General features: G+C 63.4%; 22 protein-coding genes and 1 tRNA gene. 10 read left to right on the top strand and 13 right to left on the bottom strand.

What is annotated here, in order from left to right:
* Positions 1 to 56: 56 nt before the first annotated feature.
* From hemH to AC3EML_RS28985, 10 genes are all read right to left on the bottom strand, one after another.
* A complete protein-coding gene (gene hemH, locus AC3EML_RS29030) occupies positions 57 to 1,121 on the bottom strand; it encodes a ferrochelatase (protein ID WP_023714032.1) in 1,065 nt (354 codons plus the stop codon).
* Between the two features lie 154 nt (positions 1,122 to 1,275).
* Positions 1,276 to 3,303 (bottom strand): 5'-nucleotidase C-terminal domain-containing protein, encoded by a 2,028-nt coding sequence (locus AC3EML_RS29025; protein WP_352521419.1) that lies wholly within the window; start codon positions 3,301 to 3,303, stop codon positions 1,276 to 1,278.
* Between the two features lie 197 nt (positions 3,304 to 3,500).
* Positions 3,501 to 3,878, bottom strand: a complete 378-nt coding sequence (locus tag AC3EML_RS29020; protein ID WP_023683250.1) for an Omp10 family outer membrane lipoprotein — start codon at positions 3,876 to 3,878, stop codon at positions 3,501 to 3,503.
* A 188-nt stretch (positions 3,879 to 4,066) separates the two neighbouring features.
* A complete protein-coding gene (locus AC3EML_RS29015; RefSeq protein ID WP_352521417.1) occupies positions 4,067 to 5,512 on the bottom strand; it encodes a homospermidine synthase in 1,446 nt (481 codons plus the stop codon).
* Between the two features lie 127 nt (positions 5,513 to 5,639).
* Positions 5,640 to 6,878 (bottom strand): hypothetical protein, encoded by a 1,239-nt coding sequence (locus tag AC3EML_RS29010; protein WP_352521416.1) that lies wholly within the window; start codon positions 6,876 to 6,878, stop codon positions 5,640 to 5,642.
* A gap of 2 nt (positions 6,879 to 6,880) precedes the next feature.
* The gene (locus AC3EML_RS29005; RefSeq protein WP_023725182.1) at positions 6,881 to 7,804 is read right to left on the bottom strand and encodes a heme-dependent oxidative N-demethylase family protein; all 924 of its coding nucleotides are present in this window, start codon (positions 7,802 to 7,804) and stop codon (positions 6,881 to 6,883) included.
* Between the two features lie 52 nt (positions 7,805 to 7,856).
* Entirely contained in the window at positions 7,857 to 8,519 is a 663-nt protein-coding gene (locus AC3EML_RS29000) for an aminotransferase class IV family protein (RefSeq protein ID WP_352521415.1), read from the bottom strand.
* A complete protein-coding gene (locus AC3EML_RS28995) occupies positions 8,468 to 9,613 on the bottom strand; it encodes an aminodeoxychorismate synthase component I (RefSeq protein ID WP_352521414.1) in 1,146 nt (381 codons plus the stop codon). The genes AC3EML_RS29000 and AC3EML_RS28995 overlap by 52 nt, the downstream gene beginning before the upstream one ends.
* 163 nt (positions 9,614 to 9,776) lie before the next feature.
* A complete protein-coding gene (locus AC3EML_RS28990) occupies positions 9,777 to 10,493 on the bottom strand; it encodes a protein in NADH-ubiquinone oxidoreductase complex (protein ID WP_023820661.1) in 717 nt (238 codons plus the stop codon).
* Positions 10,494 to 10,906: 413 nt separating this feature from the next.
* Positions 10,907 to 12,745 (bottom strand): M3 family oligoendopeptidase, encoded by a 1,839-nt coding sequence (locus AC3EML_RS28985; protein WP_488505367.1) that lies wholly within the window; start codon positions 12,743 to 12,745, stop codon positions 10,907 to 10,909.
* A 145-nt stretch (positions 12,746 to 12,890) separates the two neighbouring features.
* On the opposite strand from AC3EML_RS28985, the gene AC3EML_RS28980 reads away from it, so the two are divergent.
* The 3 genes from AC3EML_RS28980 (at position 12,891) to AC3EML_RS28970 (ending at position 16,839) form a co-directional block, all read left to right on the top strand.
* Positions 12,891 to 14,429: a sigma-54-dependent transcriptional regulator gene (locus AC3EML_RS28980; protein ID WP_023686396.1), complete on the top strand. Its 1,539-nt coding sequence runs from the start codon at positions 12,891 to 12,893 to the stop codon at positions 14,427 to 14,429.
* Between the two features lie 389 nt (positions 14,430 to 14,818).
* Positions 14,819 to 16,645, top strand: coding sequence for a peptidoglycan L,D-endopeptidase MepK (mepK, locus tag AC3EML_RS28975; RefSeq protein ID WP_023671939.1), 1,827 nt, complete (start codon positions 14,819 to 14,821; stop codon positions 16,643 to 16,645).
* 120 nt (positions 16,646 to 16,765) lie between these two features.
* Positions 16,766 to 16,839 (top strand) — tRNA-Gln (locus tag AC3EML_RS28970).
* A gap of 137 nt (positions 16,840 to 16,976) precedes the next feature.
* Here the strand turns inward: AC3EML_RS28970 and AC3EML_RS28965 are convergent.
* Positions 16,977 to 17,615 (bottom strand): 2-dehydro-3-deoxy-phosphogluconate aldolase, encoded by a 639-nt coding sequence (locus AC3EML_RS28965; RefSeq protein WP_023747148.1) that lies wholly within the window; start codon positions 17,613 to 17,615, stop codon positions 16,977 to 16,979.
* 174 nt (positions 17,616 to 17,789) lie between these two features.
* Here AC3EML_RS28965 and trhO point away from each other — a divergent pair, with 174 nt between their 5' ends.
* Positions 17,790 to 18,716, top strand: a complete 927-nt coding sequence (trhO, locus tag AC3EML_RS28960; protein WP_352521413.1) for an oxygen-dependent tRNA uridine(34) hydroxylase TrhO — start codon at positions 17,790 to 17,792, stop codon at positions 18,714 to 18,716.
* A 23-nt stretch (positions 18,717 to 18,739) separates the two neighbouring features.
* Here trhO and AC3EML_RS28955 read toward each other — a convergent pair whose 3' ends face one another.
* Positions 18,740 to 19,168, bottom strand: coding sequence for a YybH family protein (locus AC3EML_RS28955; RefSeq protein WP_280940046.1), 429 nt, complete (start codon positions 19,166 to 19,168; stop codon positions 18,740 to 18,742).
* Positions 19,169 to 19,305: 137 nt separating this feature from the next.
* Here AC3EML_RS28955 and AC3EML_RS28950 point away from each other — a divergent pair, with 137 nt between their 5' ends.
* Both AC3EML_RS28950 and AC3EML_RS28945 read left to right on the top strand, forming a co-directional pair.
* Positions 19,306 to 20,043, top strand: a complete 738-nt coding sequence (locus AC3EML_RS28950; RefSeq protein WP_023671935.1) for a tellurite resistance TerB family protein — start codon at positions 19,306 to 19,308, stop codon at positions 20,041 to 20,043.
* A gap of 333 nt (positions 20,044 to 20,376) precedes the next feature.
* The gene (locus tag AC3EML_RS28945; protein ID WP_352521412.1) at positions 20,377 to 21,138 is read left to right on the top strand and encodes an SDR family oxidoreductase; all 762 of its coding nucleotides are present in this window, start codon (positions 20,377 to 20,379) and stop codon (positions 21,136 to 21,138) included.
* A 12-nt stretch (positions 21,139 to 21,150) separates the two neighbouring features.
* Here the strand turns inward: AC3EML_RS28945 and AC3EML_RS28940 are convergent, their stop codons facing one another.
* A complete protein-coding gene (locus AC3EML_RS28940) occupies positions 21,151 to 22,335 on the bottom strand; it encodes a pyridoxal phosphate-dependent aminotransferase (protein ID WP_352521411.1) in 1,185 nt (394 codons plus the stop codon).
* An 83-nt stretch (positions 22,336 to 22,418) separates the two neighbouring features.
* Between AC3EML_RS28940 and AC3EML_RS28935 the strand changes: the two genes are divergently transcribed.
* The 4 genes from AC3EML_RS28935 to denD are packed head-to-tail and all read left to right on the top strand — an operon-like array spanning position 22,419 to position 25,352.
* Positions 22,419 to 23,105, top strand: a complete 687-nt coding sequence (locus tag AC3EML_RS28935; RefSeq protein ID WP_023701049.1) for a GNAT family N-acetyltransferase — start codon at positions 22,419 to 22,421, stop codon at positions 23,103 to 23,105.
* Between the two features lie 15 nt (positions 23,106 to 23,120).
* A complete protein-coding gene (locus AC3EML_RS28930; protein ID WP_023714027.1) occupies positions 23,121 to 24,092 on the top strand; it encodes a cation diffusion facilitator family transporter in 972 nt (323 codons plus the stop codon).
* 58 nt (positions 24,093 to 24,150) lie between these two features.
* Positions 24,151 to 24,357, top strand: a complete 207-nt coding sequence (locus AC3EML_RS28925; RefSeq protein WP_023686390.1) for a hypothetical protein — start codon at positions 24,151 to 24,153, stop codon at positions 24,355 to 24,357.
* Positions 24,358 to 24,368: 11 nt separating this feature from the next.
* The gene (gene denD, locus AC3EML_RS28920; RefSeq protein ID WP_352521410.1) at positions 24,369 to 25,352 is read left to right on the top strand and encodes a D-erythronate dehydrogenase; all 984 of its coding nucleotides are present in this window, start codon (positions 24,369 to 24,371) and stop codon (positions 25,350 to 25,352) included.

The following is a 25,352-nucleotide window of genomic DNA, read 5'->3' as shown; positions in this document are numbered from 1 at the left end:
ATTATTAGTGCATGGAATAGCGCAACTGCGCGATCGATCGCCGCAACGTGGCGGCCTCAGACCCAGCCCGACAGTTCGCGCCGCACCATCGCCTCGATCACCGCCATGCCTTCTGCACTGTCGTTGAGGCACGGGATGTGGGCGAATTTCTCGCCGCCGGCGTGATGGAAGGTCTCGGCCGCCTCGCGGCCGATTTCGTCCAGCGTCTCGATGCAGTCGACGGAAAAGCCTGGGTTGACGATGGCGATCGATTGCACGCCGTCCTTCGCCAGTTTCTCGACCGTCTTGTCGGTGTAGGGCTGCAGCCATTCCTGGGCGCCGAAGCGCGACTGGAAGGTGATGATCACCTTCTTTTCATCCCACCCCAGTCGTTCACGCAACAGCCGTGTCGTCTTCTGGCAGTGGCAGTGATAGGGATCGCCCTTCTCGAAATAGGGCTTCGGGATGCCGTGATAGGAGGTGATGACCACCTCGGGCTCGAAGTCTAGCGTTGCCAGATGCCGTTCGATCGAACGGGCGAGCGCCTCGATGTAGACCGGCTCGTCATAGTAGGGCGGAACACTGCGCACGGCAGGCGCGCGGCGCATCTTCATCAAGGCGCGAAACAGCTGGTCGTTGGCGGTCGCGGTGGTGGTCGCGGAGTATTGCGGGTAGAGTGGGAACGACAGGATGCGGTCGCAGCCTTGTTCGACCAGCCTTTGAGCGACGCTCGCGGTCGAGGGGTTGCCGTAGCGCATCGCCCAGTCGACCACGACATCGGGTAGGTCGATGAGCGCTGCGGCCAGCTTTTCGCCCTGCGCGCGGGTGTAGGTGCGCAGCGGCGACTCGTTCCTCTCGCGGTTCCATATCCTGGCGTAATTGGCGCCGGACTTCTTCGGTCTGGTGGTCAGCACCAAGCCGTAGAGGATCGGATACCAGATCGCCTTGTTGAGTTCGATGACGCGCGGATCGGACAGGAATTCGCGGAGATAGCGCCACATCGGCTTGAAATCGGTACCGTCGGGCGTGCCGAGATTGACCAGCATGACGCCGATCTTGCCTGCCTTTACCGGCGGATGTCGGGCCGGTAGCGGGTCGAGCGCTTTCGCAGCTTTGGGGTCGACAGGCGTGGAAAGCGTCATGAAGGTCTCCCGACACCGCGAAACCGACGATGTCGGGCGAACCTAGCGATGTGGCGCGAGTTTTCAATGCTGCGTCTGGCCGCACCTTACCTTGAAGCCAAAAACCCGTCCGGTTACCCGGACGGGTTTTGCTGGTCGTGAGTGCGAAGCGAGGTTACTTCGCCGGAATGGTCAAGGTCGCGCCGACCGGAAGCCGGCGTGGCTCGTAGCCTTTGTTGGCCTCGGAGATCACCTTCCACTTGGCGCCGTCGCCATAGGCCTTCTTGGCGAGATCCCAATAGGTATCGCCGGCGACGATGACATGGCTGGCTTCGGCCCGGGCGGCGTCAGCCGGCTTTGCCGGAGCAGGTGCGGCTTCGGCCGGTTTTGCCGGTTCGGCCGGTGCCGGCGTTGCCGGGGCGGTTTCCGCCGGGACAGTCGGCGGCGTGGTGGTGATGTCGCCGGAGCCTGCCGGCAATGCGGGCATCGCCGGCTCCGCCGGTGCAGCCTCGGCCGGTTTTGCCGGTTCGGCTGGAGCAGGTGCCGGTTCGGCTGGTTTTGCCGGCTCGGCGGCCGGGGCAGCCGCTACGGTTGCGGCAACCTCGGTGATGCGGCCGTCGAGCTTGGGCGTGTAGGGCCGGTGCGCGGCGAGATAGTCGGCGACCACCTGTTCGAGGCCCGGGCCGTAATCATAGGCGTTCTTGGCCTTCTCGGCGAAGACCTTGTAGCCGTCGCCGCCCTGGCGGACGTAATTGTTGGTGGCGACCAGATAGTCCTTGTCCGGATTGATCGGCGCCCAGGCACCGTTCTGCATCACCTCGACCGACTTGACTCGGCCGGCATTGGGCGCGACCGACTTGTCGAAGGAGTATTTGAGACCTGCCACCTGCGGGAAGCGGCCGCCGCCGTCCTCGACCTGGCTGACGCCGTTTTCCAGCCCGGCAACCAGATCCTTGCCGGAAATCTGGAAGGTCGCCAGCGTGTTCTGGAACGGCAGCACGGTCAGCACCTCGCCCATGGTCACGGTGCCCTTGTCGATCGAAGCACGCAAGCCGCCGCCATTCGAGACGACGATCTCGACGCCCTGTCCCTTGACGCGGTCGAGGATGGCGTCGGAGACGAGGTTGCCCATCGCGCATTCCTTGGTGCGGCAGCTTTCGCGGCTGCCGTCAATGGCCTCGGTGGTCTCGGCCACTTCCTTGTTCTTCAGCGCCTCGATCGGCGCACCGAGTTCCTTGATGCGGGCAAGAACGGCCGGATCGGGAGTGATCGACTTGTCGAGGAAGATCGGGTCGCCGCTGGCTTCCTTGACGTTGCCATTGTCGTCGAACACGACCTTGAATTCGCCGAGATATTTCGAATAGGACGCGGCCTGCACGACAGGCACCTTGGAGCCGTCGGGGTTGTCGACCATCGTCGGATAGGGGCCTTCCGCCTTCGGGTCGGTGTTGGACAGAAGCGAATGGCTGTGGCCGCCGACCACCACATCGATGCCCGGGATCTTGGCGATGACATCGCGCTCGCGCCTGTAGCCGATATGGGTGACGGCAATGATCTTGTTGACGCCTTGCGCCTTCAGCTTCTCGACCTCGGCGGTGATCGACTTGACGTCGTCGGCGATGGTGATGTTGGGGCCGGGAGAGGCGAGTTCCGGCGTGTCGTTGGTCACGGCGCCGACAATGCCGATCTTCTGGCCGCCGACCTCAAGCACAATCGACGGCTTGATCTTGCCTGCGGCGCCGGACTTGTCGTTGGGCACGACATTGGCGCTGACGATCGGGAACTTCGCCTTGTCGAGATAAGGCACCAGCGCGCTCTCGCCATCGTCGAATTCGTGGTTGCCGAGCGTCACCGCGTCGGGCTTGATCTGATTGAGGAATTCCTCCTCCGCCGTGCCCTTGTAGGTGATGTAGAACAGCGATCCCTGAAAGCTGTCGCCGGCATTGAGCAGCAGCACGTTCTGGCCTTCGAGCTTCTTGCGCTCCTGTGCGATCGCGGTGACCAGCCGGCCGGCGCCGCCGATGCACTCACCCTTGGTCTCTTCCTCGGCCGAGCAGGTCGACTCGTATTTGTTGTTGCCTTCGATGCGGCTGTGCCAATCGTTGAAATGCAGGATGTTCAACGTGTAGTCGGCAAAGGATGGTGCGGCCGACAGGCCGAGTGTCGAGGCAGAGAGGGCGGCAATGGCGGCGAGCTTCTTCATCTTCGTCTCCCGGATATGATCAAAGGCGTTTAACGCTCTTGCCCGACTGCAGGATAACAGCCAGCATTTCGGGTATGTTCACATCGCGGTTGTGGCGATGCAAGAAGAATCAGGGCGGATAACCGGCATCGGTTTGCCGGCATAAAAAAGGCGGCGGCATCGCGCCGCCGCCATCCGCAAAGCCGCATGGGAAAGGTTCAGCCGCGCCTGGTCAGCACGAAGTTCTGCCCGGCGGAGCTGGTGCAATTCAGCTGGTTTATGGACACCAGCAGGCAGTTGAAAGCGATTGGCTGCTGCCGGATAAGCGAGGTTCCGTTGATCTCGACCGAGGTGGCGCCGGTCTTGGTGTAGCTGCCGTCAGCGAATTTCTCACCGGTCTCCGCCGAAACGGTGGTGAAGACGCCGCCGTTCAATGTCGAGACCGCCTTGCCTTCGGCGTTCAGCCATGAGCCTTCGACGCCTCGCGCCTGCGATGAGATCGGTGGCCCGTCGGAGCCGCCGGTGGTGCAGGCGGCAAGCATCGTCGCAAGAGCGCCCGCCGCGCCCGCAGAAAGAATTTTGCGCGCAATCGTCATATCAAATCCTCTCCTGACGCATCGGCCCAATCGTCAAACGACGTTTTGGAGAACACGATGTGCGTGGCCTCGAGTTTCCAGAGCCGTCCCTCGTGCGTCCAAATGGATGCACACTGCTCTCGTCCGCATCCCTTCAATCGCCCGATTTCCGGGCGATTGCAAGGCAGTGAGGCAGGGGTATGGAACCGCTATCGAACGAGGATGTTGCGGAATTGCCACGGGTCGCTTTTGTCGAGGTCCTCGGGAAACAGGCCCGGACGGTTATCGAGCGGCGTCCAGTCGGTGTAGTAGCCCTTGACTGGTCCGAGATACTGGGACTGCACTTCCAGGCAGCGCTTGTAGTCCATCTCGTCGGCCTCGACGATGCCGGCTTCCGGGTTTTCCAGCGCCCAGACCATGCCGGCGAGCACGGCCGAGGTGACCTGCATGCCGGTAGCGTTCTGGTAGGGCGCCAGCTTGCGGGCTTCGGCCAGCGACAGCTGCGAACCGTACCAGTAGGCGTTCTTGGCATGGCCGTAGAGCAGCACGCCAAGCTCGTCGACGCCGTCGACCAGTTCGTTTTCGTCAAGCACATGGTGGACCGGCTGCGGCTTGCCGGCAGCGCCGAACATTTCGTGCAGCGACAGCACGGCGTCGTTGCAGGGGTGATAGGCATAGTGGCAGGTCGGGCGGTATTGCACCTTGCCCTTCTTACCGCGCACGGTGAAGAAGTCGGCGATCGAGATCGCCTCATTGTGCGTCACCAGGAAACCGTATTGCGCGCCCGGCGTCGGGCACCAGGAGCGCACGCGGGTGTTGGCGCCGGGCTGTTCGAGATAGATCGCAGCCTTGGAGCCATGCTTGTGCTCCTTGCCGTTCTTCGGCATCCATCTCTCATGCGTGCCCCAGCCGAGCTCGGCCGGCTGCAGCCCTTCCGAGATGAAACCCTCGACCGACCAGGTGTTCCAGAACACGTTCATCGGCTTCGGCTTCTTGGTGCGCTGGGTGTCGCGCTCGGCGATGTGGATGCCCTTGACGCCGGCCTTTTTCATCAGCTTGGCCCAGCCGTCACGGTCGTCCTGCGCGGATTCGGAAAACTCGAGGCCGAGGTCGCCGGCAAGGTTCAGCAGCGCCTGCTTGACGAGCCACGAGACCATGCCCGGATTGGCGCCACAGGTCGAAACCGCGGTAGCGCCGCCGGGCTTGTCGTGCTTCTCCTTGATCAAGGCTTCGCGCAGCGCGTAGTTGGTGCGGCTGGCATTGTCGGCCCTGGCGTCGAAATAGAAGCCGAGCCACGGCTCGACGACGGTGTCGATGTAGAGCACGCCGAGCTTGCGGCAGAGCCGCATCAGGTCGACCGAGCCGGTATCGACCGACAGATTGATGCAAAAGCCCTGGCCGCCGCCATTGGTCAAAAGCGGCGTCAGCAGTTTCTTGTAGTTTTTCTCGGTCACGTGCTCCTGGACGAAGGCGATGCCGCGCTCGTCGAGCAGCTTGCGGTCGGTGTCGAGCGGGTCGATGACCGTCATGCGCGACTTGTCGAATTTGAAATGGCGCTCGATCAGAGGCAGCGTTCCCCGTCCGATCGAACCAAAGCCGATCATCACGACAGGGCCGGTGATTTCACCGTAAACGGGCCAGTTTTCATTCGCCATTTTATCGAGCACTCCTTCAAGCAACGCGCCAAAACGGCCGTTCGACCGCCGCGCGACAAACCATAGATCATTGTCACAATAAAGCGAAAAGCAGGGATAAGGTTAGTTCCCGACGGCGCAGATGCGCCTACGGTTCGAGCAGTTTCGCGAATTCCGGCGTGAGCAGCGCTTGTGCTTCGGAGTCCGGGATTTCAACGAGATCGCCGCCGCAAGCCTGGATGACGTTGGGCAAACCTTGCAGGCCGAAGACCAGAACCTGCCTGTCGCCATCGCGCTTCAGGCTGGCGCCGAGATAGTCGCCGATCAAATCGTCGATGCCGCATTCGGCCTCGTAATCCACCTCGGTCTGGTCGCTTGGCTTCTTGCGCTTCTCCTTGACGAAGGTGGCCAGCGAGGGGCCTGGCTTGCCGTCGACCGTATCGGAAAACATGTCCTGAAGGGTAAGCAAGGCGCCACGGCGCACGTCCATGACATAGGCGTCGGAATAGTTGTTCGGATGCGCACCGCCGCAATAGAGGCTGCCGGATTCCGACCAGCTCATCAGCTTCGGCGTCAATGACGTAACTTTGGACGTCGTGTCTTCATAGCCGCCAAGCGAATCGTCGTCCATGCCCTCCATCGGCGGCCCGTCGTGGAAACCGGCATATTGCAGCGCCGCGCACGTCAAGGCGCTGAGGCTGTCATGCCAATGGCGGTTCTGCAGCAAGGCATTGGCGGCTTCGATCGGCGCACTGCAGGCGAGATCGACGATGCGCGGCCTGGCGAATTTGGTGCGCGGATCGGTGACATAGTTGTAGGCTGCATCCGGCCAACCTTCCTTGGCGTCTGCCTTGGGCGCGAAATCCAGCTTGAGATAGTCGTAGGGCGATGCCGCCATGGTGATCGGCGCATCGTCACCCGAGAATGTCATGTCGGTGAAATCATAGAGATCGCGTGGCGTCGTCGCCGGCGTCTCCGTCTGGGCACGGCTGGCGATCCTTGTCAGCTTCAGCGGCAGGGTCTTTTTGGCCGTCCAGGTGCCTTCCAGCGTCTTGCCCTTGTCGGCGGAACTCAACCGCCAGACGGCGCCGATGGGTGGAGCCTGGCCGTCGCCGCACTTCTTGGCATCGCAGGCTTCTTCCTCGGCCAATTGAAAGGTGGCGCCCTTGCTCGACTTCGCCTGCAGAGGAATATCGACGCCCTTGGAGCGGTAAAAATAGCGGCCCGCCAGTGCCTCTCCAGCCGTCGCCGGATCACCGGTAAACTCGACGACGATGTCGATGTTGCCGAGCTTCCCCGCATAGGTCACCGGTTCCGCATGCGCTGTTGCCGGCAACGCCAGCAATGCACCGAGCAGGACGGCTAGCTTCAGAACATGTCGGATCATCGTCACTCCTGAGCCATGGTTTGCAGGCGTTGCACCAGCCGGTCACGGTCTGATGTCATCCCCTTATAGTCGAGTTGAGCCTCATCCAGCGCCTGCAATTGCGCCGCGAAAGAGGCGGCAAGCGTTGCCCGGTCGGGATGCCGCGCCAGCACTTTCAGCGGGTCGAGATGGATGCGGATGGTGAACAGGATGTCGCGCGACAGAGGCAGTTTGCGCAGCGTCTGGCGCTCCACGCGGATGAAGGCGTGGGTGTTGACGTCGCCGTCGGGAAATCGCGAGGGGCGCCTGGTGGCGCGGTCGATGCGCTCGACATTGGAGAGCGGGTGATAGAGCGCGTCGCCGGCCTGGATCGACCAGTTGAAGCGTTCGACAGCCTGACCCTGCAGGCCGTCGAACATGCGGTTGATGAGCTCGGCCGGCCTGGTGCCCGGACCGAAGCCCGGCACCGGTGCGTGGATCTGCTGCAGCGGCCGGCCGAATTTTTCGACCAGCGACCAGGATGACGGGAAGCACAGCGAGCCGGCGGCGAGTCGCCAGCCGGTGTCGTCACGGCGCATCAGGATCAGGTCTTCCTGGACGAGCAGCGACGCTGCGACCAGCGGGGCATCGGGGAAGGTGGCGTCAGAGTCGGCTTTGGCGCCAATGACCTCAACCCCGGCATTGGTGCGCCGGTACATCCCGGGAAATGTCGACAGCAGATGTGCTTCGATGAGGCCGCGCACTTCACGCTGGGTGTCGCGCGTGCCGTCTTCCTCGACAAACACCTTGTCGGGAATTTCGGCATAGAGCCGGCGCTTTTCGGCGAGATGGTCGAAGAGATACCGGTCGACCTCGATCCACTTGTCGAGCTCGAGCGGCTTCAGCCCGATGGTGAAGAGCTTTGAGGAGCCATCATAGGGCGTGTGCGTGGGCTGACGAGAATTCATGCTTCGCTAGAAAGTGTCCAATGCCGGCGGTTATTCTCGCAGCCGCTTCGTATCAGGCCAATGTTGCCGGGATCAAGCCGCGCAGAGAATTGCCGACGAACAGTGTTTTGGCGGATTTCAACTCGTCATAGCTGTAGATCGCCTCCTGGGCGCGGCCTTCGTCCAGCAGCTCGGCCCGCAATACGCCAGGCAGCAGGCCGCAGTCGAGCCTGGGTGTCATCAGCATGCCATCACCGAAATCGGCGAAGACGTTGGTGATGGTGCCTTCGCAGATTTCACTGCGCTCATTTGCGAGCAACACTTCGTCGGCCTGGGTGATCAGATATTCGGAGCGGGCGTGAGTGTAGACTTGCCGCCGGCCGGTCTTGTGGCGCAGCAGCGTGTCGGTGGAGGAGAGCCGCACCCGTGCCAGCTGCAGCCGCCAGACCTTGTCGGCGGCGAACGGCTCATAGGGCTGGACCGAGGCGGTGACTTCGCCATTGCGCTGCAGGACGAGCCGGGTGCGCAGCGCCGTCTGCTGCGCCCCGATAGTATTCGCCAGCACCTCGCCGATCCGCTGCGGATCGCAGGCAAAGCCGAGTTCTTCCGCCGAGCCGTAAAGGCGTGCGAGATGGCGTTCGAAGCGCAGAAAGCCCTGGCCGGGCTCCCAGCGCATCGTCTCGATCAGCTCGAAATCGGCGGTGTCCCCGTCGCGAAGCGCGCCTTCAGCAGACACTCCTGATACTCCCCTTGCGCCGTCGAATCGAAGACGACGCCGCCGCCGACATTGTAAACGGCCTCGCCACTGGAAAAGAGCGATATAGTGCGGATCGCCACCGAAAAGCGCATCATGCCGCCAGGCGCGATCCAGCCGATGGCGCCGCAATAGACGTCGCGCGGTGTGTCTTCCAGCTCGTGCAGGATTTCCATCGCGCGGATTTTCGGCGCACCGGTGATCGAGCCGCAGGGAAACAGCGCGCCAAAGATTTGGCGGATGCCGAGATCAGGCAGAAGCTTCGCCCGCACACGGCTCACCATCTGATGGACGGTCGGGTAGCTCTCGATGCGGAACAGTTCCGGCACTTCCAGCGTGCCGACCTCGCTGATCAGCGAGATGTCATTGCGCAGGAGATCGACGATCATTCGGTTCTCGGCCTGGTTCTTTTCGTCGCTGCGCAAGAAGGACTTCAACCGCGCGTCCTCGGCCTTGGTCGCGCCGCGCGGTGCGGTACCCTTCATCGGATGGGTTTCGATCATGCCTTCGGCATTGATCTCGAAGAACAGCTCGGGCGAACGCGACAAGACGATGGGATCGCCGAGCGAAATCAGCGCGCCATACTTAACCGGCTGGCGTCCTGTCAGTGCGTCGAAGGCAGCAAGCGGATCGCCCGACCATTGGGCACGGACCGGAAAGGTCAGGTTGCCTTGGTAGCAATCGCCCTTGCGGATGTGGTCGTGAAGGCGCGCGAAGCGTTTGGCGTAGTCCTGAGCGGACCAACTGGCCTTGGCGTCGAAGATGGGGCCATTGGTGGCCGGCGCATCGTTGCGCGGCACGGCCTCTTCGGCCGGAGCATCGAAGACACCCAGACAAACCAGTGGCGCGCGCCGGCCTTCAGGCAACAGCGGCACGAGTTTCGGTTCGAGCAGATAGCCCGCTTCGTAGGAGAAATAGCCGGCCAGCCATTTGCCGGCATCGCTCGCCGCCTGCGCGGCCGCGAGCGCCGGCAGAAAATCCTTGGCATCATAGGCAATGATGATGTCGGCCGGGTGGTCGAAGACCAACTGACGGCCGCTTTCATCGTTGCGGAAAATGGCAGAGGGCAGGGGCATGGGGCTCGGGTACTGCGGTCGATGACGCCAGAACCGCTCTATATGGGGGCCGGGCGGCGTGCAATCGAGGGAGCGGCGTCGCAGGGCGCAAAGACAGTGGCGAATGCAAAAACAAAGACGGCGCCCGAAAGCGCCGCCTTCTGGTTATGTTGCCGATGACGGATCAGCTGTTGTTGGCGGTCCCGGCGCTCGGGAATTGGCGTGCGAACTCCTTTTCGTCGCCGGTGGCAAGCAGCTTGGCCTGCTCGACCCACTTTTCGCGGGCGATGCGGCCGTCGAAATTCAGCGTGTCCTCGATGCGCTTGACGTCGGCCGCGGTCCAGCCGGCGATCTGCGCGTAGGTCGTGACGCCAAGGCCCTTGAGCAGTTTGTCGTTGACCGGGCCGATACCGATCAGGCGGCGCAGATTATCGGCCTTCCCAGCTGCCGGGGCGGCCTTCTTCGGGACGGCAGCGGGCTTTGAAGCAGCGGCTTTGGGCGCGGCCTTGGCGGCGGCAGGTTTGCTGGCCGCTGGTTTTGCGGCCGCGGATTTGGCCGCAGCTGGTTTGGCCGCGGCGGGTTTGGCGGGGGCCGGTTTCGCGGCCGGGGCGGACTTGGCCTTTGCCGCTGTCGATACCAGCGCCGCCGGCGCCGAACTGGAAGGCTTGGCGGATGGAGCCGATGTTTCACGCAGCCGGCGTTCGAGATCGGCGCGGGTCTTGCCGCAGGCGTCGAGTTCGCCAGTCAGACGATCGGCGTCGGCGCGCAGTCTGTCCCGCTCGCTGCGGGTGCGGTCGAGATCGCCGCGCAGGCTGTCAAGTTCGCCGCGCAGCCGGCCCCAGATAAACCAGCCAACCAACACACCTACAAGGAACGCCAGGACAATGTAAAAGAAGGTCATCGTCTCTCTCCAGTCGGATCCGTCCGCCGCCGTCCCAAGTCATGACCTTGGCAGATCGGATCATCCAATGTGGTTCGGCGGCTCAGGGAACAGCCGGTCTGTCGTCGAGTGTCGGCGTTCGGCTTTGCCGCCCATTGCCAACCGTCGCTGTCGCATTCGTCAGACCGCTGCCATGGGCCGGGATGCTGTCCGGCCTTAAGCCGCGCGCCCGGCTGAGCTTCGATCGGAAAGCTATCATACGGCTTCGGGAAAGCTAACGGAAATTTCGCCGGAGAGTTATTCAAGAACAGGTATTTAGAACAACAACAGCGCTGCCGTCACATGCATTCCGGCTAAACTGTTCTGCAATTCCGCAAAGTCGAGGCCGCTCCTGAACCTGTCACTCTGCGCCATCGGTCCAATGGGTGCGCGCATTAACTGTCGAGCGCTTCCAACTCGTCGATCAGGCCGCCGATCACGCCAAGCCCGATCTGCCAGAAGGCGGGGTCGGTGGCGTCGAGGCCGAAGGGGGCGAGAAGCTCCGAGTGATGCTTGGTGCCGCCGGCGCGCAACATCTCGAAATACTTGTCCTGGAAGCCATGCTCGGCGTTCTGGTAGACCGCGTAGAGCGAGTTCACCAGGCAGTCGCCAAAGGCATAGGCGTAGACGTAGAAGGGGGAGTGGACGAAGTGCGGGATGTAGGTCCAGAAGACCTCATAGCCCTCGCGCAGCTTGATCGCCGGCCCCAGGCTTTCTGCCTGCACCTCGAGCCAGAACTGGCCGAGCTTGTCGGAGGTCAGTTCGCCGTTCTTGCGCTCTGCATGCACCTTGCGCTCGAACTCGTAGAAGGCGATCTGGCGCACGACCGTGTTGATCATGTCCTCGACCTTCTGGGCGAGCATCGCCTTGCGCTCGCGCTTGTCGGTGGTCTGGTCGAGCAGCGAACGGAAGGTCAGCATCTCGCCGAATACCGAGGCCGTCTCGGCCAACGTCAGCGGCGTCGAAGCCATCAGGGCGCCCTGGCCGCCGGCCAGCACCTGATGCACGCCGTGGCCGAGTTCATGCGCCAGCGTCATCACGTCGCGCGGCTTTCCCATGTAGTTTAGCAGCACGTAAGGGTGCGCCGAAGGCACGGTCGGATGCGCGAAGGCGCCGGGCGACTTGCCGGGCCTGACCGGCGCGTCGATCCAGTTGCGGTCGAAGAAGACGCGGGCGATCTCCGCCATATCGGGGGAAAAGCGCTGATAGGCCGACAGCACGGTGTTCCTGGCGTCGTCCCAAGGGATCACGGCCTGCGGCGTCTCGGGCAAGGGGGCGTTGCGGTCCCAGTGGTTCATCACCTCCATGCCGAGCCAGCGCGCCTTCATCGCGTAGTAGCGATGCGACAGGCGCGGATAGGCTTCGCGCACGGCCGACGCCAGCGCATCGACCACGCTGCGCTCGACGCGGTTGGCGAGATGGCGTAAATCGGCGATGTCCTCGAAGCCGCGCCAGCGGTCGGAAATCTCCTTGTCCTTGGCCAGCGTGTTGGTGATCAGCGTGAAGGTGCGCAGGCTCTTGCGGAAGGTTGCGGCCAGCGCTTCGGAGGCGCGGCGGCGGACCTCCCCATCGGCGTCCTGCAGGCGGTTCAGCGCCGGCTCCAGCGTCAGTTCCTCGCCGTCTATGTCGAAGCGCAGATCGGTCATCGTCTCGTCGAACAGCCGGTTCCAGGCACCGCGTCCGGTGATCGATTTCTCATGGAACAGCTGCTCGACCCGGTCCTCGAGCTGGTAGGGCTTGTCCATTCTGAGGTCGAGCACCCAGGGGCGGTAATGGGCAAAGCCGGCGTCGGCGGCGAGGGCTGCTTCGAGCGCCTTGTCGTCGATCAGGTTCAGCTCCAGCGCGAAGAACAAAAGATGCGCGCTGGCGTCGGTCATCTTCTCCTGGATGTCGCCATAGAGCTTTGCGCGCTGCGGATCGGCGGTGTTGCCGGCATAGATCAGGCCGGCATAGGAGACGATGCGGCCGATCAGTTCCTCCAGCGCCTCATAGGCTGTCAGCGCCTCGCCAAGCCTGCCGGCGCTGCCGCGCTCGGCCTCCGCAGCCAGCGTGCCCTTCCAGCGGTTCTCGAAGGCGACGGCATCGGCCGCCGCCTTGGCAAGGTCGCGCTTCAGTTCGGGTGCTTCCATGCCGGAATAGAGGTCGGCGAGATTCCATTCCGGCAGGTCGCCGAGTTCCGCCGCGCCCTGACCGGACGCTACCGCCGCAAGCTGCCGACCGAGAATCCTGCTCATCAACAATTACCTTCTGGAATCAAGGGGAAAGGACAAGCCGGTCAAATCCTAAGGAATTCGTTCACCGGGTTTTTTGAAACCTTGTTTAGAACCCTGTGCCAAGATGATCCATGGGAATTTCCCAGGCGGGCAACTCAAATCAGTCATGACAGGTTCCATTCTTATAGTCGATGACGATCCCGTGCAGCGCCGGCTGCTCGAGGCGGCGGTGACGAAATTCGGCCACAGCGCCATCGTTGCCGATGGCGGCGAGGCCGGTCTGAGCGCGCTTGACGGACCCAATGCGAGGGATATTTCGGCAGTCATCCTCGACCTTGTCATGCCGGGCCTCGACGGCATCGGCGTGCTGAAGGCGATGCGCGAGCGCGGCATCACTGTTCCCGTCATCGTGCAGACTGCGCAGGGCGGCATCGAAACGGTGGTTTCGGCGATGCGCCACGGCGCTTTCGATTTTGTCGTCAAGCCGGCGTCTCCCGACCGGCTGCAGACCGCGATCGGCAACGCGCTCAAGGTCGAGGCCGTCGAGGACGAGGTCAAGCGCACGTCGCGGCGTCGCGGCGGCCACCTGACATTCAAGGACATGATTACGCACAGCCCGGCGATGGACCGGGTTATCCGCCTCGGCCAGAAGGCTGCGGCCTCCAACATCCCGATCCTGATCGAGGGCGAATCGGGCGTCGGCAAGGAATTGGTGGCGCGCGCCATCCAGGGCAGCGGCGAACGCCGCACAAAGCCGTTCGTCACCGTCAATTGCGGCGCCATCCCCGACAATCTGGTCGAATCGATCCTGTTCGGTCACGAAAAAGGTTCGTTCACCGGCGCCACCGAAAAGCACACCGGCAAGTTCGTCGAGGCGCATTCGGGCACCCTGTTCCTGGATGAGATCGGCGACCTGCCGCTCGACGTGCAGGTCAAGCTGTTGCGCGCCGTGCAGGATGGCGAGGTCGATCCGGTCGGCGGCCGTTCCACCGTCAGGGTCGACATCAGGCTGATCTCGGCCACGCACCGCAACCTTCTGCAGCAGGTCAAGGACGGCAAGTTTCGCGAGGACCTGTTCTACCGGCTCAACGTTTACCCGATCGTCGTGCCGCCGCTGCGCGACCGCCGCGACGACATCCCCTATCTGGTCAAGCATTTCATGGACAAGGTGGCGCCGGCGGGCAATCGCCTGCACGGCATCTCGGATGCCGCACTGGCCATGCTGCAGGCCTATGATTGGCCGGGAAACATCAGGCAGCTGGAAAACGCCGTGTTCAGGGCCTCGGTGCTTGCCGAAGGCGATGTGCTCACGACTGACGAATTTCCGCAGATCCGGGCGCAGGTCGACGGCACCGTCAATCTCGACGCCGATGCGTCCTTGTCGGACCCCGGCATGGCCTTGAGCACCGGATCGCAAGGCGATGGCGCGCAGACTGATGATGCCGGTACTGCAGCTGCCGAGCTCGCCCCTCCGGCCAGGTTGCTTCAGCGTTTCGGCACATTGAGGGCGCTGGACGAGCGTGGCAATGTGCGTGCGCTGGCCGATGTCGAACTCGAAATGATCAAGCTCGCCATCGACCATTACAACGGCCAGATGAGCGAGGTCGCACGGCGTCTCGGCATCGGCCGCTCGACGCTCTACCGCAAGCTCAAGGAATACGGCATCGACCCGGAAACCGGCCGCCTCGACCGCCTTGCCTCCTGAACGCCGAATTCCACAGCTTGCCAACGCAAGGCCGGGACCAGCTTGCCATGCCACATCCGGCGCTGCATAAGGGTTGGGGCGGGAATATGGCTGATGCGGACAGCGTTGTTCACGCATTAAGGCCAGCGGTAACAGATCGTGTAGCGGGAAAAGGCTAAATCTTGATCTAAACCAGCAGTTTACCAAGAAATCCTGTGTATTATTTTTGACGGGATATCGCCACGGTGTTACCGCATTTCGGCTTCAATAAGCGATGATTAACCATTAGGATCGATATTCGGATGTGAGAACCACGCATCCGTTTGGACAAATCCGGGGACAAACGGCAGCCTGCAAGGCCTTTTGATTTGAACAAAGTCGAACGACACAGAAACGGGCGGCGCGATCACATGGGCGTCTGGCCGAGATGGCTGGCAGCGTTGATCGTTGCGTTCGCTTTCCTCGCCGCAACTGCTGCCGGCGCCAGCGCTGAAACGCGCTCGCTCAAGCTCTATCACCTCCACACGCACGAAAAGGCCGAGATCGTCTACAAGCGCAATGGCCGCTACGATCCGGCAGGCCTCAGGAAGATCAACATCATCCTGCGCGACTGGCGTCGCAACGAACCAACCAAGATGGATCCGCGCCTGCTCGATCTGGTGTGGGAAGCTTACCGGCAGGCCGGCGCCACCGACTACATCCAGGTCGTTTGCGGCTATCGCTCGCCGTCGACCAATTCGATGCTGCGCAGCCGCAGCCGCGGTGTCGCCAAGGAAAGCCAGCATATGCTGGGCAAGGCGATGGACTTCTACATTCCGGGTGTGCCGCTGAAAAAGCTGCGCAACATCGGCCTGAAGATGCAGGGCGGCGGCGTCGGCTACTATCCGTCGTCGGGTTCGCCCTTCGTCCACATGGACGTCGGCAATGTGCGGCATTGGCCAGGCATCAGCCGCCAGGAACTGGTCAGCCTGTTCCCCAATGGCAAGACGCTGCATGTGCCGAGCGACGGCAGGCCGTTGCCGGGTTATGACCAAGCGCTCGCCTCCTACAAGGCGCGCAAGGGCGCCGGTTCTCCTGCCATCATGATGGCCAGCGCAGGCGGCAGCACCAAGAAATCCGGTGGCTTCCTGTCCGCGTTCTTTGGCGGTGGCGGTGAAGACGAAGCCGACGACAGCGCCGATGTCGCTACCGCCGCGCCGCCGCCGAGAAGCGTGAAGCCGGTGCTGGCTGCCACGAGCAACAACAACAGCAATCTGCCTGGCATCGCGATCGTGTCGCCGCAGAACGCCAAGCGCGCCAACATTCCGCAGCTTGCCGACGACAGCGCTGACGATTCGGAGCCGCAGGACACGCCGGAGACGATCATCGCCGCGCTGCCCGCCAAGGAAGTGCCGCTGCCCGCTTTCGCACCGCGGCCGAAGGCCGATGTCGGCGCGCAACAACCTGAGACCGTGCCGTTCGGCGTGGCCGATGCCACCACCGAACAGACGGTGGCGACGGCGCAGGCGCCGGCCAATGTGCCGTTCGGCACGGCCGATGCGAGCAATGCCGACCAGGGGGCCGATCAAGCTGCCGCTCCGGCGCAGGTCGCGGTCAACGTCCCGTTGCCGACCTGGCGTCCCGACCGCTCTTCGCCGCCGGCTGAGCTTGCGCCGCAGGACAAGGGCGTTCTGCTGGCGCTGGCCGATACGGCTGCCCACAAGCAGACCGCAACCGACGCGTTCTCGGTGCTGCCGTCGCAGCGTCCGGACGAGGTCAAGGCGGTTCTCGAACAGGCCAGCGCCGCCGATACAGCCGGTGCTACCGACGACTATCAGGTTGCGTCGCTCGAGCCTCGCTCGGCGTTCAACGATCCGTCAGGTGTCGATGCCGCATCGCCGCGCGGTGCTATTGCTGCCCGTCCCGCCGGTACCGATCCAGCCTCGGTGATCGGCGCCGGCGTCAAGACGACACGCAAGGAAGCAAGGGCTTCGGCTCGCGACCTGAAGCCAGGACCGAAGGCAGTGGTGGTGGCGGCCGAACCGCAGGCGACGCGCTGGGCGCTGAGCAGCGGCGACAACATCGCCACCGTTTCCAGCCCGACGACTGCGCCGCGCTATGCCTACAACATCGTGCATACGCCGCCGAGCGAGGTCTACACCGCAGGCTTCCAGGCGGACAACCAGATGGCCGATGCCAACCGCTTCACCGGCAATGCCGTAAAATTCCTTTCGGTCGCCCGCTTCCAGACGAAGTAAGGGCGTGACCGGGGCGTTATCGACTCGAAGCCGCGCTGGGCAACCCGTGCGGCTTTTGTTTTTAGCGAGATCTCGAGCACTGGCTTCCATCGCCACAGAATGCTAACCACCAAGCTGCATTCCCGCTTCGTCTAATGGTAGGACAGCGCCCTTTGAAGGCGTGAATCGAGGTTCGAGCCCTTGAGCGGGAACCAAAATCTCAACGCGTAGCAAACCCGGTCGGCGCAGCTGGCGGGTTTTTGTGCCGAGTGCAATTCCGGGAACACTGTGATTTTCCCGGGAAAGCGCGGAGCGCTTCCCTTGGGATTGCGCAAAGATAAAGTAGCGGAGGTTATTTTCCGAGCTTGCTCGCGGTCTGTGCGAGCGCCTCGATCTCATCCCACTTGCCGGCCTTGACCAACTCGTCCGGCGCCACCCACGAGCCGCCGACGCAGATAACGTTGGACAGGCTGAGATAGTCGGCGGCGTTCTTGGCCGAGATGCCGCCGGTCGGGCAGAATTTCACGTCGGCCAGCGGCGAGGCAAAGGCCTTCAGCGAGGCGATGCCGCCGGATTGTTCGGCCGGGAAGAATTTCAGGAACCGCAGGCCGGCCTCGCGGGCAGCCATGATCTCGCCGGGCGTGATGGCGCCGGGCAGCAAGGGAACGTCGCTGTCCTTGGCCGCCGCCAGCAACTCGCGCGTGATGCCGGGGCTGACGATGAACTTCGAGCCAGCCGCCGCTGCCTGGTCGAACTGCTTGGCATCGAGAATTGTGCCGGCGCCGACAATGGCGCCCTCGACCTCACCGGCCACGCGGCGGATCGCTTCCAGCGCATCGGCGGTTCTCAACGTGATCTCGATCGCCGGCAGGCCGCCGGCGGCCAGCGCCCGGGCGAGCGGGACGGCGTCCGCGACATTGGCGATCTTCAGCACCGGAATGACCGGCTGGCCATTGAGCAGCGACAGGAGCTTTTCGGTCTTGCTGGGCATTGGCTTTTCTCTCCCTGGGTGATTTCAACCGATTAGCAGAAGGCCGATTCCGAGTCCACGAAACTCGGCCTGCCGCGATGTCACATGTCGGCCAACGAGCCTGCGGGCGAATACCGACGAAGTGTCTTTAGCTCTGCCTTGAATCCGCTTTGACCACGGTCTAGTGGCTTGGCGATGACCAACCATGAACCCGTGCGCGTCGCCGCGCTCTACAAATTTGCGAGGCTGGGCGACTTCGACGCGCTGCGGGTCTTGCGCACGCCGCTTGCCGCCTTCTGCTGCGGGCGCGGCATCAAGGGCACGCTGCTTCTGGCGCAGGAGGGCATTAACGGCACGGTCGCCGGCAGCGAAACCGACATAGCCGACCTGATCGCTTATCTCGAGGCCATCGAGGGTCTTGCCGATCTCGAGGTCAAATACAGCACTGCCGCCGAAATGCCGTTCCATCGCATGAAGGTGCGGCTGAAGCGCGAGATCGTCACCATGGGCGTCGAAGACCTCGACCCGGCGACGGGTGCGGGGACCTATGTCGCGCCGGCCGACTGGAACGCGCTGATCTCGGACCCCGGCACCATCGTCATCGACACACGCAACGCGTACGAAGTGTCGATCGGCACGTTCGAGGGCGCGGTGGACCCGCGCACGTCGAGCTTTCGCGAATTCCCGGCCTGGGTGGAAAAACACCGCGACCAACTCGACGGCCGCAAGGTTGCGATGTTCTGCACCGGCGGCATCCGCTGCGAAAAGGCGACGGCCTATGTGAAGTCGCTCGGCTTGGAGGATGTGTTCCATCTCAAGGGCGGCATCCTCAGATATCTCGAAGAGGTGCCGGCCGAAGACAGCCTGTGGCAGGGCGAGTGTTTCGTCTTCGACGAGCGGGTCTCGGTGTCGCATGGGTTGACCGAAGGCGAGGCCGAACTCTGCCGCGCCTGCCGGCATCCGCTGACGCCGGAGAACCGGCTGTCGCCGCATTTTTCCACCGGCGTGTCATGCCCGCATTGCTACGAGGCACGCTCGGATGAGGATCGCACCCGCTATGCCGAGCGCCAGCGCCAGGTCGAACTTGCGCAGGCGCAGGGCAGGGGACATATCGGCAGTTAAGTGCCGCCGACGCCCTGACTGAATCACCACACGACAGAATAGCGGTCGATCACCCACAGCCATGTGCCGTCGGCCTGCCGGCGCGCGACCTCTGAGGTTATCGAGCCGTCGGCAAGCCTGGTCGACGTCAACGCGAGTTCGCCGTTAATGGCCGCCGGGCGCTGCTCGCCGCGCTGGAATTTTCGCCAGCTCGCGGCAAAGGCTTCGAACAAAGCGCGGATCGCCTCATGGCCACGCGTCAATTCGGCTGCTCCGGTGTCGATGACGGCATCGGGTTCGAACAGCGCTACCATGCCCTCAATGTCTCCCGCCCATTGCCGATCAATTAGCAGGCGCTCCAGATCCTGGGGATCTCGTGCTTGGTCGCGGTCTGGCTGATCGGTCACGGCAAAACTCCTCCCTCGCCGACGTTGCGGCGACACTAACCGAAGCCGAGGCGGGTTTCGACACATCGAATTTGATTTGCGGCATTGCCGGCGCCGATAGCAAAGCGCCGGTCCGTCATTGTAATGTCAACAATCGGGACCTACGTCTGCAACGTCCAAAACCTGCCCGTCCACGTTGGCGCGGGCCCTTTTCTGGAGGCACCATGTTCGACCCCAAGAAGCTTCTCGACGATCTGCTCGGCTCGCAAGTTCCCGGCACAACCGGCACCGTTCGCGACAAGGCCGGGCAGGCTGTGCAGATGGCCAAGGACAATCCGCTGGCCGCCGGTGCGCTGGCCGCGGTGCTGCTTGGAACCGGCACGGGACGGCAGGTCACCGGCACGGCCGTGAAGCTCGGCGGACTGGCTGCGATCGGCGGTCTCGCCTACAAGGCCTACCAGAATTACAAGGCCGGCAATGCACCCGAGCAGGCGCCGGCGGCCGGCCAGCCGGAATTGCTGCCGCCGCCCGCCGACACCGGCTTTCATCCTTCACAGGCGCCACAGGGGGAGGACGAGTTCACGCTGACCCTGGTGCGGGCGATGATCTCGGCGGCCAAGGCCGATGGCCATGTCGATGACGCGGAACGCCAAAAGATCGCCGGCAAGCTCAGTCTGGCCGGCATCGGCACGGAAGCGGAAAAGTTTCTGATGGCCGAGCTGGACAGCCCGCTCGACCTCGATACGCTGGTCGCAGGCGCCAAGACCGATGAGCAGAGGCTCGAGCTCTACACGGCGTCCCGACTGACGATCGACCCCGATACGCGCGCCGAACGCGGCTATCTCGACCTGCTCGCCGGCCGGCTCGGCCTGCCGGATGCGCTCGTCGATCATGTCGAGGCGACGGTGTCGGCGGCCAAGGTGCCGGTTCCGTCAGGCACGGCGCCGAACCCGCGCTGGTAGACAACGCAGCCGCGGCGGGAAGAGCGTTAACTTCTCGTTTACCGAGGAAGCGCATGATTTTAGTTAGTCGGATCGGCTTTTCCTCCTCCCAAGCCCGGTTCAGATCAGGGGGCGGTCGCCAATGACCGCCCTTTTTGTCGGACCGATCACATAAAGCGCGTGGCGCTTCATGTTTTTGTCCGGATGCATGTCGTTCTCTCAGAACCGGGGCCACTTTTGAGCGACATGCATTAGTGTCCGGCTTGCCATGATCGCCCTCATTTGCGATGGGTCGGTGCATTCGGATGCACCCCGATCTGTGCCGGGGATGCGCGGCGCGCAGGAGCAAAATCCATGACAGCCCTCACAGAGAAAACCGCCATCGTCACCGGCGCCGGCACCGGCATCGGCAAGAGCGTCGCCACGGCGCTGCTCAAGGCGGGCTGGAACACGGTGTTTTGCGGCCGCCGCAAAGCGGTGCTCGACGGCGCCATTACCGAAGCCGGGAAAGCGGACGCCAAGGCGCTGGCAGTTGCCTGCGACATCAGCAAGGCCGGCGAAGTCGATGACCTGTTCGAGACGGTGGCCGCAGCCTTCGGCCGCGTCGACCTGCTCTTCAACAATGCCGGCATGAGCTACAAGTCGACGCCGATTGACGAGATACCGGTCGAGGTTTGGAACGATATTGTCGGCGTCAATCTCACCGGATCCTTCCTGTGCGCCCGCGCCGCCTTCGGCGCCATGCGCAAGCAAAAGCCGATGGGCGGCCGCATCATCAACAACGGTTCGGTCTCGGCCTATGCGCCGCGGCCGGGCTCGGTGCCCTATACCGCGACCAAGCACGCCATATCGGGGCTGACCAAGACGCTGGCGCTCGACGGCCGGCCCTATGATATCGCCTGCGGCCAGATCGACATAGGCAACGCGCTGACCGATATGGCGCATGCCATGACGGTCGGCGTGCCGCAGGCCAATGGCACCATCGCCGCCGAGGCGGTGATGGACGTCCAGCGCGTCGCCGACGCCGTCGTCCACATGGCCAGCCTGCCGCTCGACGCCAACGTGCTGTTCATGACGGTGATGGCGACCAAGATGCCGTTCGTGGGGCGTGGGTGAACAGCCGAAGGCCTACTTCTTCAAAAACGCCTCGATCCGCTCCAGCGCGTGCAAGATGTTCTCTTCGGAATTGGCGTAGGAAAGCCTGATGTAGCCTTCGCCGAGAATGCCGAAATCGGGGCCGCCGATCAGCGCCACGCCGGCCTCCTCGAGCAGTGCCGAGGCGAGCTTCTTGGCCTTCCAGCCGGTCTTCGAAACATTCGGGAAGGCATAGAATGCGCCCTTGGGCGTAATGCAGGAGACGCCGGGCAGCGCGTTCAGCCCCTCGACCACGATCTTCCTGCGGTTGTCGAAGGCGCGCATCATCTTGTCGACATCGTCCTGCGGGCCGTCGATGGCGGCGATGCCGGCGAACTGGCTCGGCGCGTTGACGCAGGACCAGCAATTGACCGCCAGCTTGCGGACCTTGTCGTAGAGATGCCCGCCCTTGTCGCCATTCGGCCAGATCGACCAGCCCATGCGCCAGCCGGTCATCGCCCATGTCTTCGACCAGCCGTTGAGCACGATCAGCCGGTCGCGAATTTCCGGAAAATTGAGCAGCGAAAAATGCGTCTCGCCGTCATAGGTCATGACGTCGTAGATTTCGTCGGAGAGGATAGCGACCTGCGGATGCGCTTGCAGTCCCTTCACCAGCTTCTCGATCTCGGCGCGCGGCGTGACGCCGCCGGTCGGGTTGGCCGGTGAGTTGAGGATTAGCAGTCTGGTCTTCGACGTGATCAGCGCCAGCGTCTCTTCTGCCGAGAAGGCAAAGCCGTTCTCCTCGCGGATCGGCACCGGAATGGGCGCGGCGCCGGTGAACTCGATCATCGAGCGGTAGATCGGAAAGCCTGGGTCTGGATAGAGGATCTCGGCGCCGGGTTCGCCGAACATCAAGATGGCCGCGAACATGGTCGGCTTGCCGCCGGGCAGGATCACTACATTCTCGGGCGAGACCTCGACGCCGGTGGTGGTCAGCGTGCGCCGCACCACCGCTTCGCGCGTCGCCAGCAGGCCATTGGCCGGGGTGTAGCCATGGTGGCCGTCGCGCAGCGCCTTGATCGCGGCCTCGACAATGTGCTGCGGCGTTTTGAAGTCGGGCTGGCCGATGCCGAGATTGACGATGTCGCGGCCCTGTTGAGCCAGTGCGGTCGCCCGCGCCAGCACGGCAAAGGCGTTTTCCTCGCCGAGACGGTCGAAGGCCGAAATCGTGTGGAGCATTTTTCCCGTCCGTGTGGTTCTTGCTGTTAGGTCGCGTTTTTGTGAGCGTCTGCTCACAAAAGTCAAACGGATTGGAGTTTTGCGTGTCGGAAAATCTCAAAGATTGGCAAGCGCGTCCGCGGCCCGAGCGCAAGCCCATTGACGGCCGCTATGTCCGGCTCGAACCGCTGAGCGCCGAAAAGCACGGCGATGGGTTGTACGAGGCGTCGTCCGTGCCCGACATCGATGGACGCTTTGCCTGGCTGCCCGACTACCCGCCGCAAACCCGCGCCGATTTCCAGCCATGGCTGGACAAGGTCGAGGCGAGCGAGGATCCGCTGTTCTTCACCGTCATCGACAAGGCCAGCGGCAAGGTCGCCGGGCGACAGACGCTGATGCGCATCGATCCCACCTATGGCGTCATCGAGATCGGCAACATCTATTGGGGGCCGCTGATCTCGCGCAAGCCGGCAGCGACCGAGGCGCAGTTCCTGTTCATGAAGTACATTTTCGACGGGCTCGGCTATCGCCGCTACGAGTGGAAATGCAACAACCGCAACGAGCCGTCAAAGCGCGCGGCGGAACGGTTCGGCTTCAAGTTCGAGGGCATTTTCCGCCAGCATCTTGTGGTCAAGGGTGAAAACCGCGATACCGCATGGTACTCGATCATCGACAAGGAATGGCCGGCGCTGCGCAAAGCCTATGAGGCATGGCTCGATCCCGCCAATTTCGATGGCGAAGGCCGGCAGAAGCGGCGGCTCGAGGATTTCCGCGCCGAGTTCGGCGCGTAACAGGAGTTTTTTCCGATGGCGCACAGCCATGATCATGGTTCGCATGCTGGGCATGGCGCCGGCCACGTGCATGGCTCGACCGACAAGAAGCGTGTGCTGATCGCAGCCTGCCTGACCGCCGGCTTCATGGTGGCCGAAGTGCTTGGCGGCCTTTTGACGGGATCACTGGCGCTGCTGGCCGACGCCGGCCACATGCTCGCCGACTCGATCGCGCTTGGCCTTGCCTGGTACGCCTTCCATCTTGGCGGACGGCCGGCGACAGTGCGCCTGACCTATGGTTTCGGCCGGGTCAAGACGCTGGTCGCCTACACCAACGGCATCGCCATCTTCGCCATTGCTTTGTGGATCGTCTACGAAGCCTGGGGCCGGCTGATGACGCCGGCGCCGGTGCTGGGCGGGCCGATGCTGGTGGTGGCGATCGCCGGCCTTCTGGTAAACTTCGCCTCGTTCTTCGTGCTGCATGGCGGCGACCACGACAGCCTCAACATGCGCGGCGCCATCCTGCATGTGCTGGGCGACCTGCTCGGTTCGGCGGCGGCGATCGTGGCGGCGCTGGTCATCCTGGCCACCGGCTGGACGCCGATCGACCCGATTCTGTCGGTGCTGGTCTCGGTGCTGATCCTGTCCACCGCATGGTCGTTGATGCGCGAAGCCGCCCACGTCCTTCTCGAAGGCGTACCGGCAAGCCTCGACCGCGACCTCATCGCCAAGGACATTGCCGGCACCGTCAACGGCGTGCGCGAAGTGCATCACATGCATGTCTGGTCGCTCGACGGGTCCAGCAACATGGCGACGCTGCATGCCTGCCTCAACGATGGCGTCGATCCGCACCAGGCGGTCAGCGCCATCAAGAAGCGGCTCGCCGCCGAACACGGCATCAGCCACGCCACGGTTGAACCGGAATTCGGCCAGTGCGCCGACAGCCGTGACGAGCACGATCATGACCACGACCATGGTGCGCCACCGCATCACGGCCATTATCACTGACAGGGAATTTCATGGCATTGGCATCCGAGTTGACGAGTTCCCGCTGTGGTGGGACGGCATGATGGACCGCGACACGCGAAACGCGCTGATTGCCGCAGCCTGGATCATGCTGCTGTTCGGCATCGCGGCGTTCTATCTGCCGACCGTGATGCTGGCCGTCGGCAATGTCTCGACCGTACTTGCCGGCATCGTCGGCATCGCCTTCGTGCTGGCATTCTTTCTGGTGTTCTGGTTGCGGGGTCGCAGCCAGAACAAGGGCAAATAAGAGGCTTTGAAATGCGCATCCTGATTACTGGCGCCGCCGGCATGGTCGGCCGCAAACTTGTCGATCGGCTGGCTAAGGACGGCACGCTCAACGGCCGCAAGATCACCGGGCTCGACCTGCACGACATCGTGCCGCCGCAGGCGCCGGCGATGGACGGCGTCAGCATCGCCACGCATACCGGCGACCTTGCCGACGCCGGTGCTGCCGAGAGCCTGGTCGCCTCACGCCCTGATGTCATGTTCCATCTCGCCGGCATCGTGTCGGGTGAGGCGGAAGCCAATTTCGATCTCGGCTACCGCGTCAATCTCGACGGCACACGAGCGCTGTTCGACGCGGTGCGGCTGGCAGGCTTTGCGCCGCGTCTGGTCTTCACCTCGTCGATTGCGGTGTTCGGCGCGCCGTTCCCGGATGTGATCCCGGACGATTTCCACCCGACGCCGCTGACCTCCTACGGCACCCAGAAGCAGATGAGCGAGGCGCTGCTGGCCGACTATTCCAGGCGCGGCTTCTTCGACGGCATCGGCATAAGGCTGCCGACCATCTGTGTGCGGCCGGGCAAGCCGAACAAGGCGGCTTCGGGCTTTTTCTCCGGCATCATCCGCGAGCCGCTCGCCGGGCAGGAGGCGATCCTGCCGGTGCCTCGCTCGGTGCTACACACCCATGCCAGTCCGCGCTCGGCGGTCGGTTTCCTGATCCATGCCGCCGGGCTCGACGGTGCCGCTGTCGGGCCGCGCCGCAACCTCACAATGCCCGGCGTTGCCGTCACCGTCGGCGAGCAGATCGAGGCGCTGGAACGCATTGCAGGCGCCGAGGTGGCGAGCCTGATCCGTGAGGAGCCCGACGAAACGATTTGGGCGATCGTCAAGGGTTGGCCGACGCGCTTCGAGGCGCGCCGTGCAAGGGACCTCGGCTTCAGCGCCGAAAACAGTTTCGATGAAATCATCCGCGCTCATATCGAGGATGAGCTGGGCGGAATGATCGCGGGTCAGGCCTGA

This window comes from Mesorhizobium sp. P170090 (assembly GCF_057786115.1).
The sequence above is the reverse complement of the archived record's forward strand: the minus strand, read 5'-3'. Positions and strand labels throughout refer to the sequence as shown.

Coding starts and splice junctions, on each gene's coding strand:
- hemH (WP_023714032.1), bottom strand. CDS start 1,121: ATGACGCTTTCCACGCCTGTCGACCCCAAAGCTGCGAAAGCGCTCGAC.
- AC3EML_RS29025 (WP_352521419.1), bottom strand. CDS start 3,303: ATGAAGAAGCTCGCCGCCATTGCCGCCCTCTCTGCCTCGACACTCGGC.
- AC3EML_RS29020 (WP_023683250.1), bottom strand. CDS start 3,878: ATGACGATTGCGCGCAAAATTCTTTCTGCGGGCGCGGCGGGCGCTCTT.
- AC3EML_RS29015 (WP_352521417.1), bottom strand. CDS start 5,512: ATGGCGAATGAAAACTGGCCCGTTTACGGTGAAATCACCGGCCCTGTC.
- AC3EML_RS29010 (WP_352521416.1), bottom strand. CDS start 6,878: ATGATCCGACATGTTCTGAAGCTAGCCGTCCTGCTCGGTGCATTGCTG.
- AC3EML_RS29005 (WP_023725182.1), bottom strand. CDS start 7,804: ATGAATTCTCGTCAGCCCACGCACACGCCCTATGATGGCTCCTCAAAG.
- AC3EML_RS28995 (WP_352521414.1), bottom strand. CDS start 9,613: ATGCCCCTGCCCTCTGCCATTTTCCGCAACGATGAAAGCGGCCGTCAG.
- AC3EML_RS28990 (WP_023820661.1), bottom strand. CDS start 10,493: ATGACCTTCTTTTACATTGTCCTGGCGTTCCTTGTAGGTGTGTTGGTT.
- AC3EML_RS28985 (WP_488505367.1), bottom strand. CDS start 12,745: ATGAGCAGGATTCTCGGTCGGCAGCTTGCGGCGGTAGCGTCCGGTCAG.
- AC3EML_RS28980 (WP_023686396.1), top strand. CDS start 12,891: ATGACAGGTTCCATTCTTATAGTCGATGACGATCCCGTGCAGCGCCGG.
- mepK (WP_023671939.1), top strand. CDS start 14,819: ATGGGCGTCTGGCCGAGATGGCTGGCAGCGTTGATCGTTGCGTTCGCT.
- AC3EML_RS28965 (WP_023747148.1), bottom strand. CDS start 17,615: ATGCCCAGCAAGACCGAAAAGCTCCTGTCGCTGCTCAATGGCCAGCCG.
- trhO (WP_352521413.1), top strand. CDS start 17,790: ATGACCAACCATGAACCCGTGCGCGTCGCCGCGCTCTACAAATTTGCG.
- AC3EML_RS28955 (WP_280940046.1), bottom strand. CDS start 19,168: ATGTGTCGAAACCCGCCTCGGCTTCGGTTAGTGTCGCCGCAACGTCGG.
- AC3EML_RS28950 (WP_023671935.1), top strand. CDS start 19,306: ATGTTCGACCCCAAGAAGCTTCTCGACGATCTGCTCGGCTCGCAAGTT.
- AC3EML_RS28945 (WP_352521412.1), top strand. CDS start 20,377: ATGACAGCCCTCACAGAGAAAACCGCCATCGTCACCGGCGCCGGCACC.
- AC3EML_RS28940 (WP_352521411.1), bottom strand. CDS start 22,335: ATGCTCCACACGATTTCGGCCTTCGACCGTCTCGGCGAGGAAAACGCC.
- AC3EML_RS28930 (WP_023714027.1), top strand. CDS start 23,121: ATGGCGCACAGCCATGATCATGGTTCGCATGCTGGGCATGGCGCCGGC.
- AC3EML_RS28925 (WP_023686390.1), top strand. CDS start 24,151: ATGATGGACCGCGACACGCGAAACGCGCTGATTGCCGCAGCCTGGATC.
- denD (WP_352521410.1), top strand. CDS start 24,369: ATGCGCATCCTGATTACTGGCGCCGCCGGCATGGTCGGCCGCAAACTT.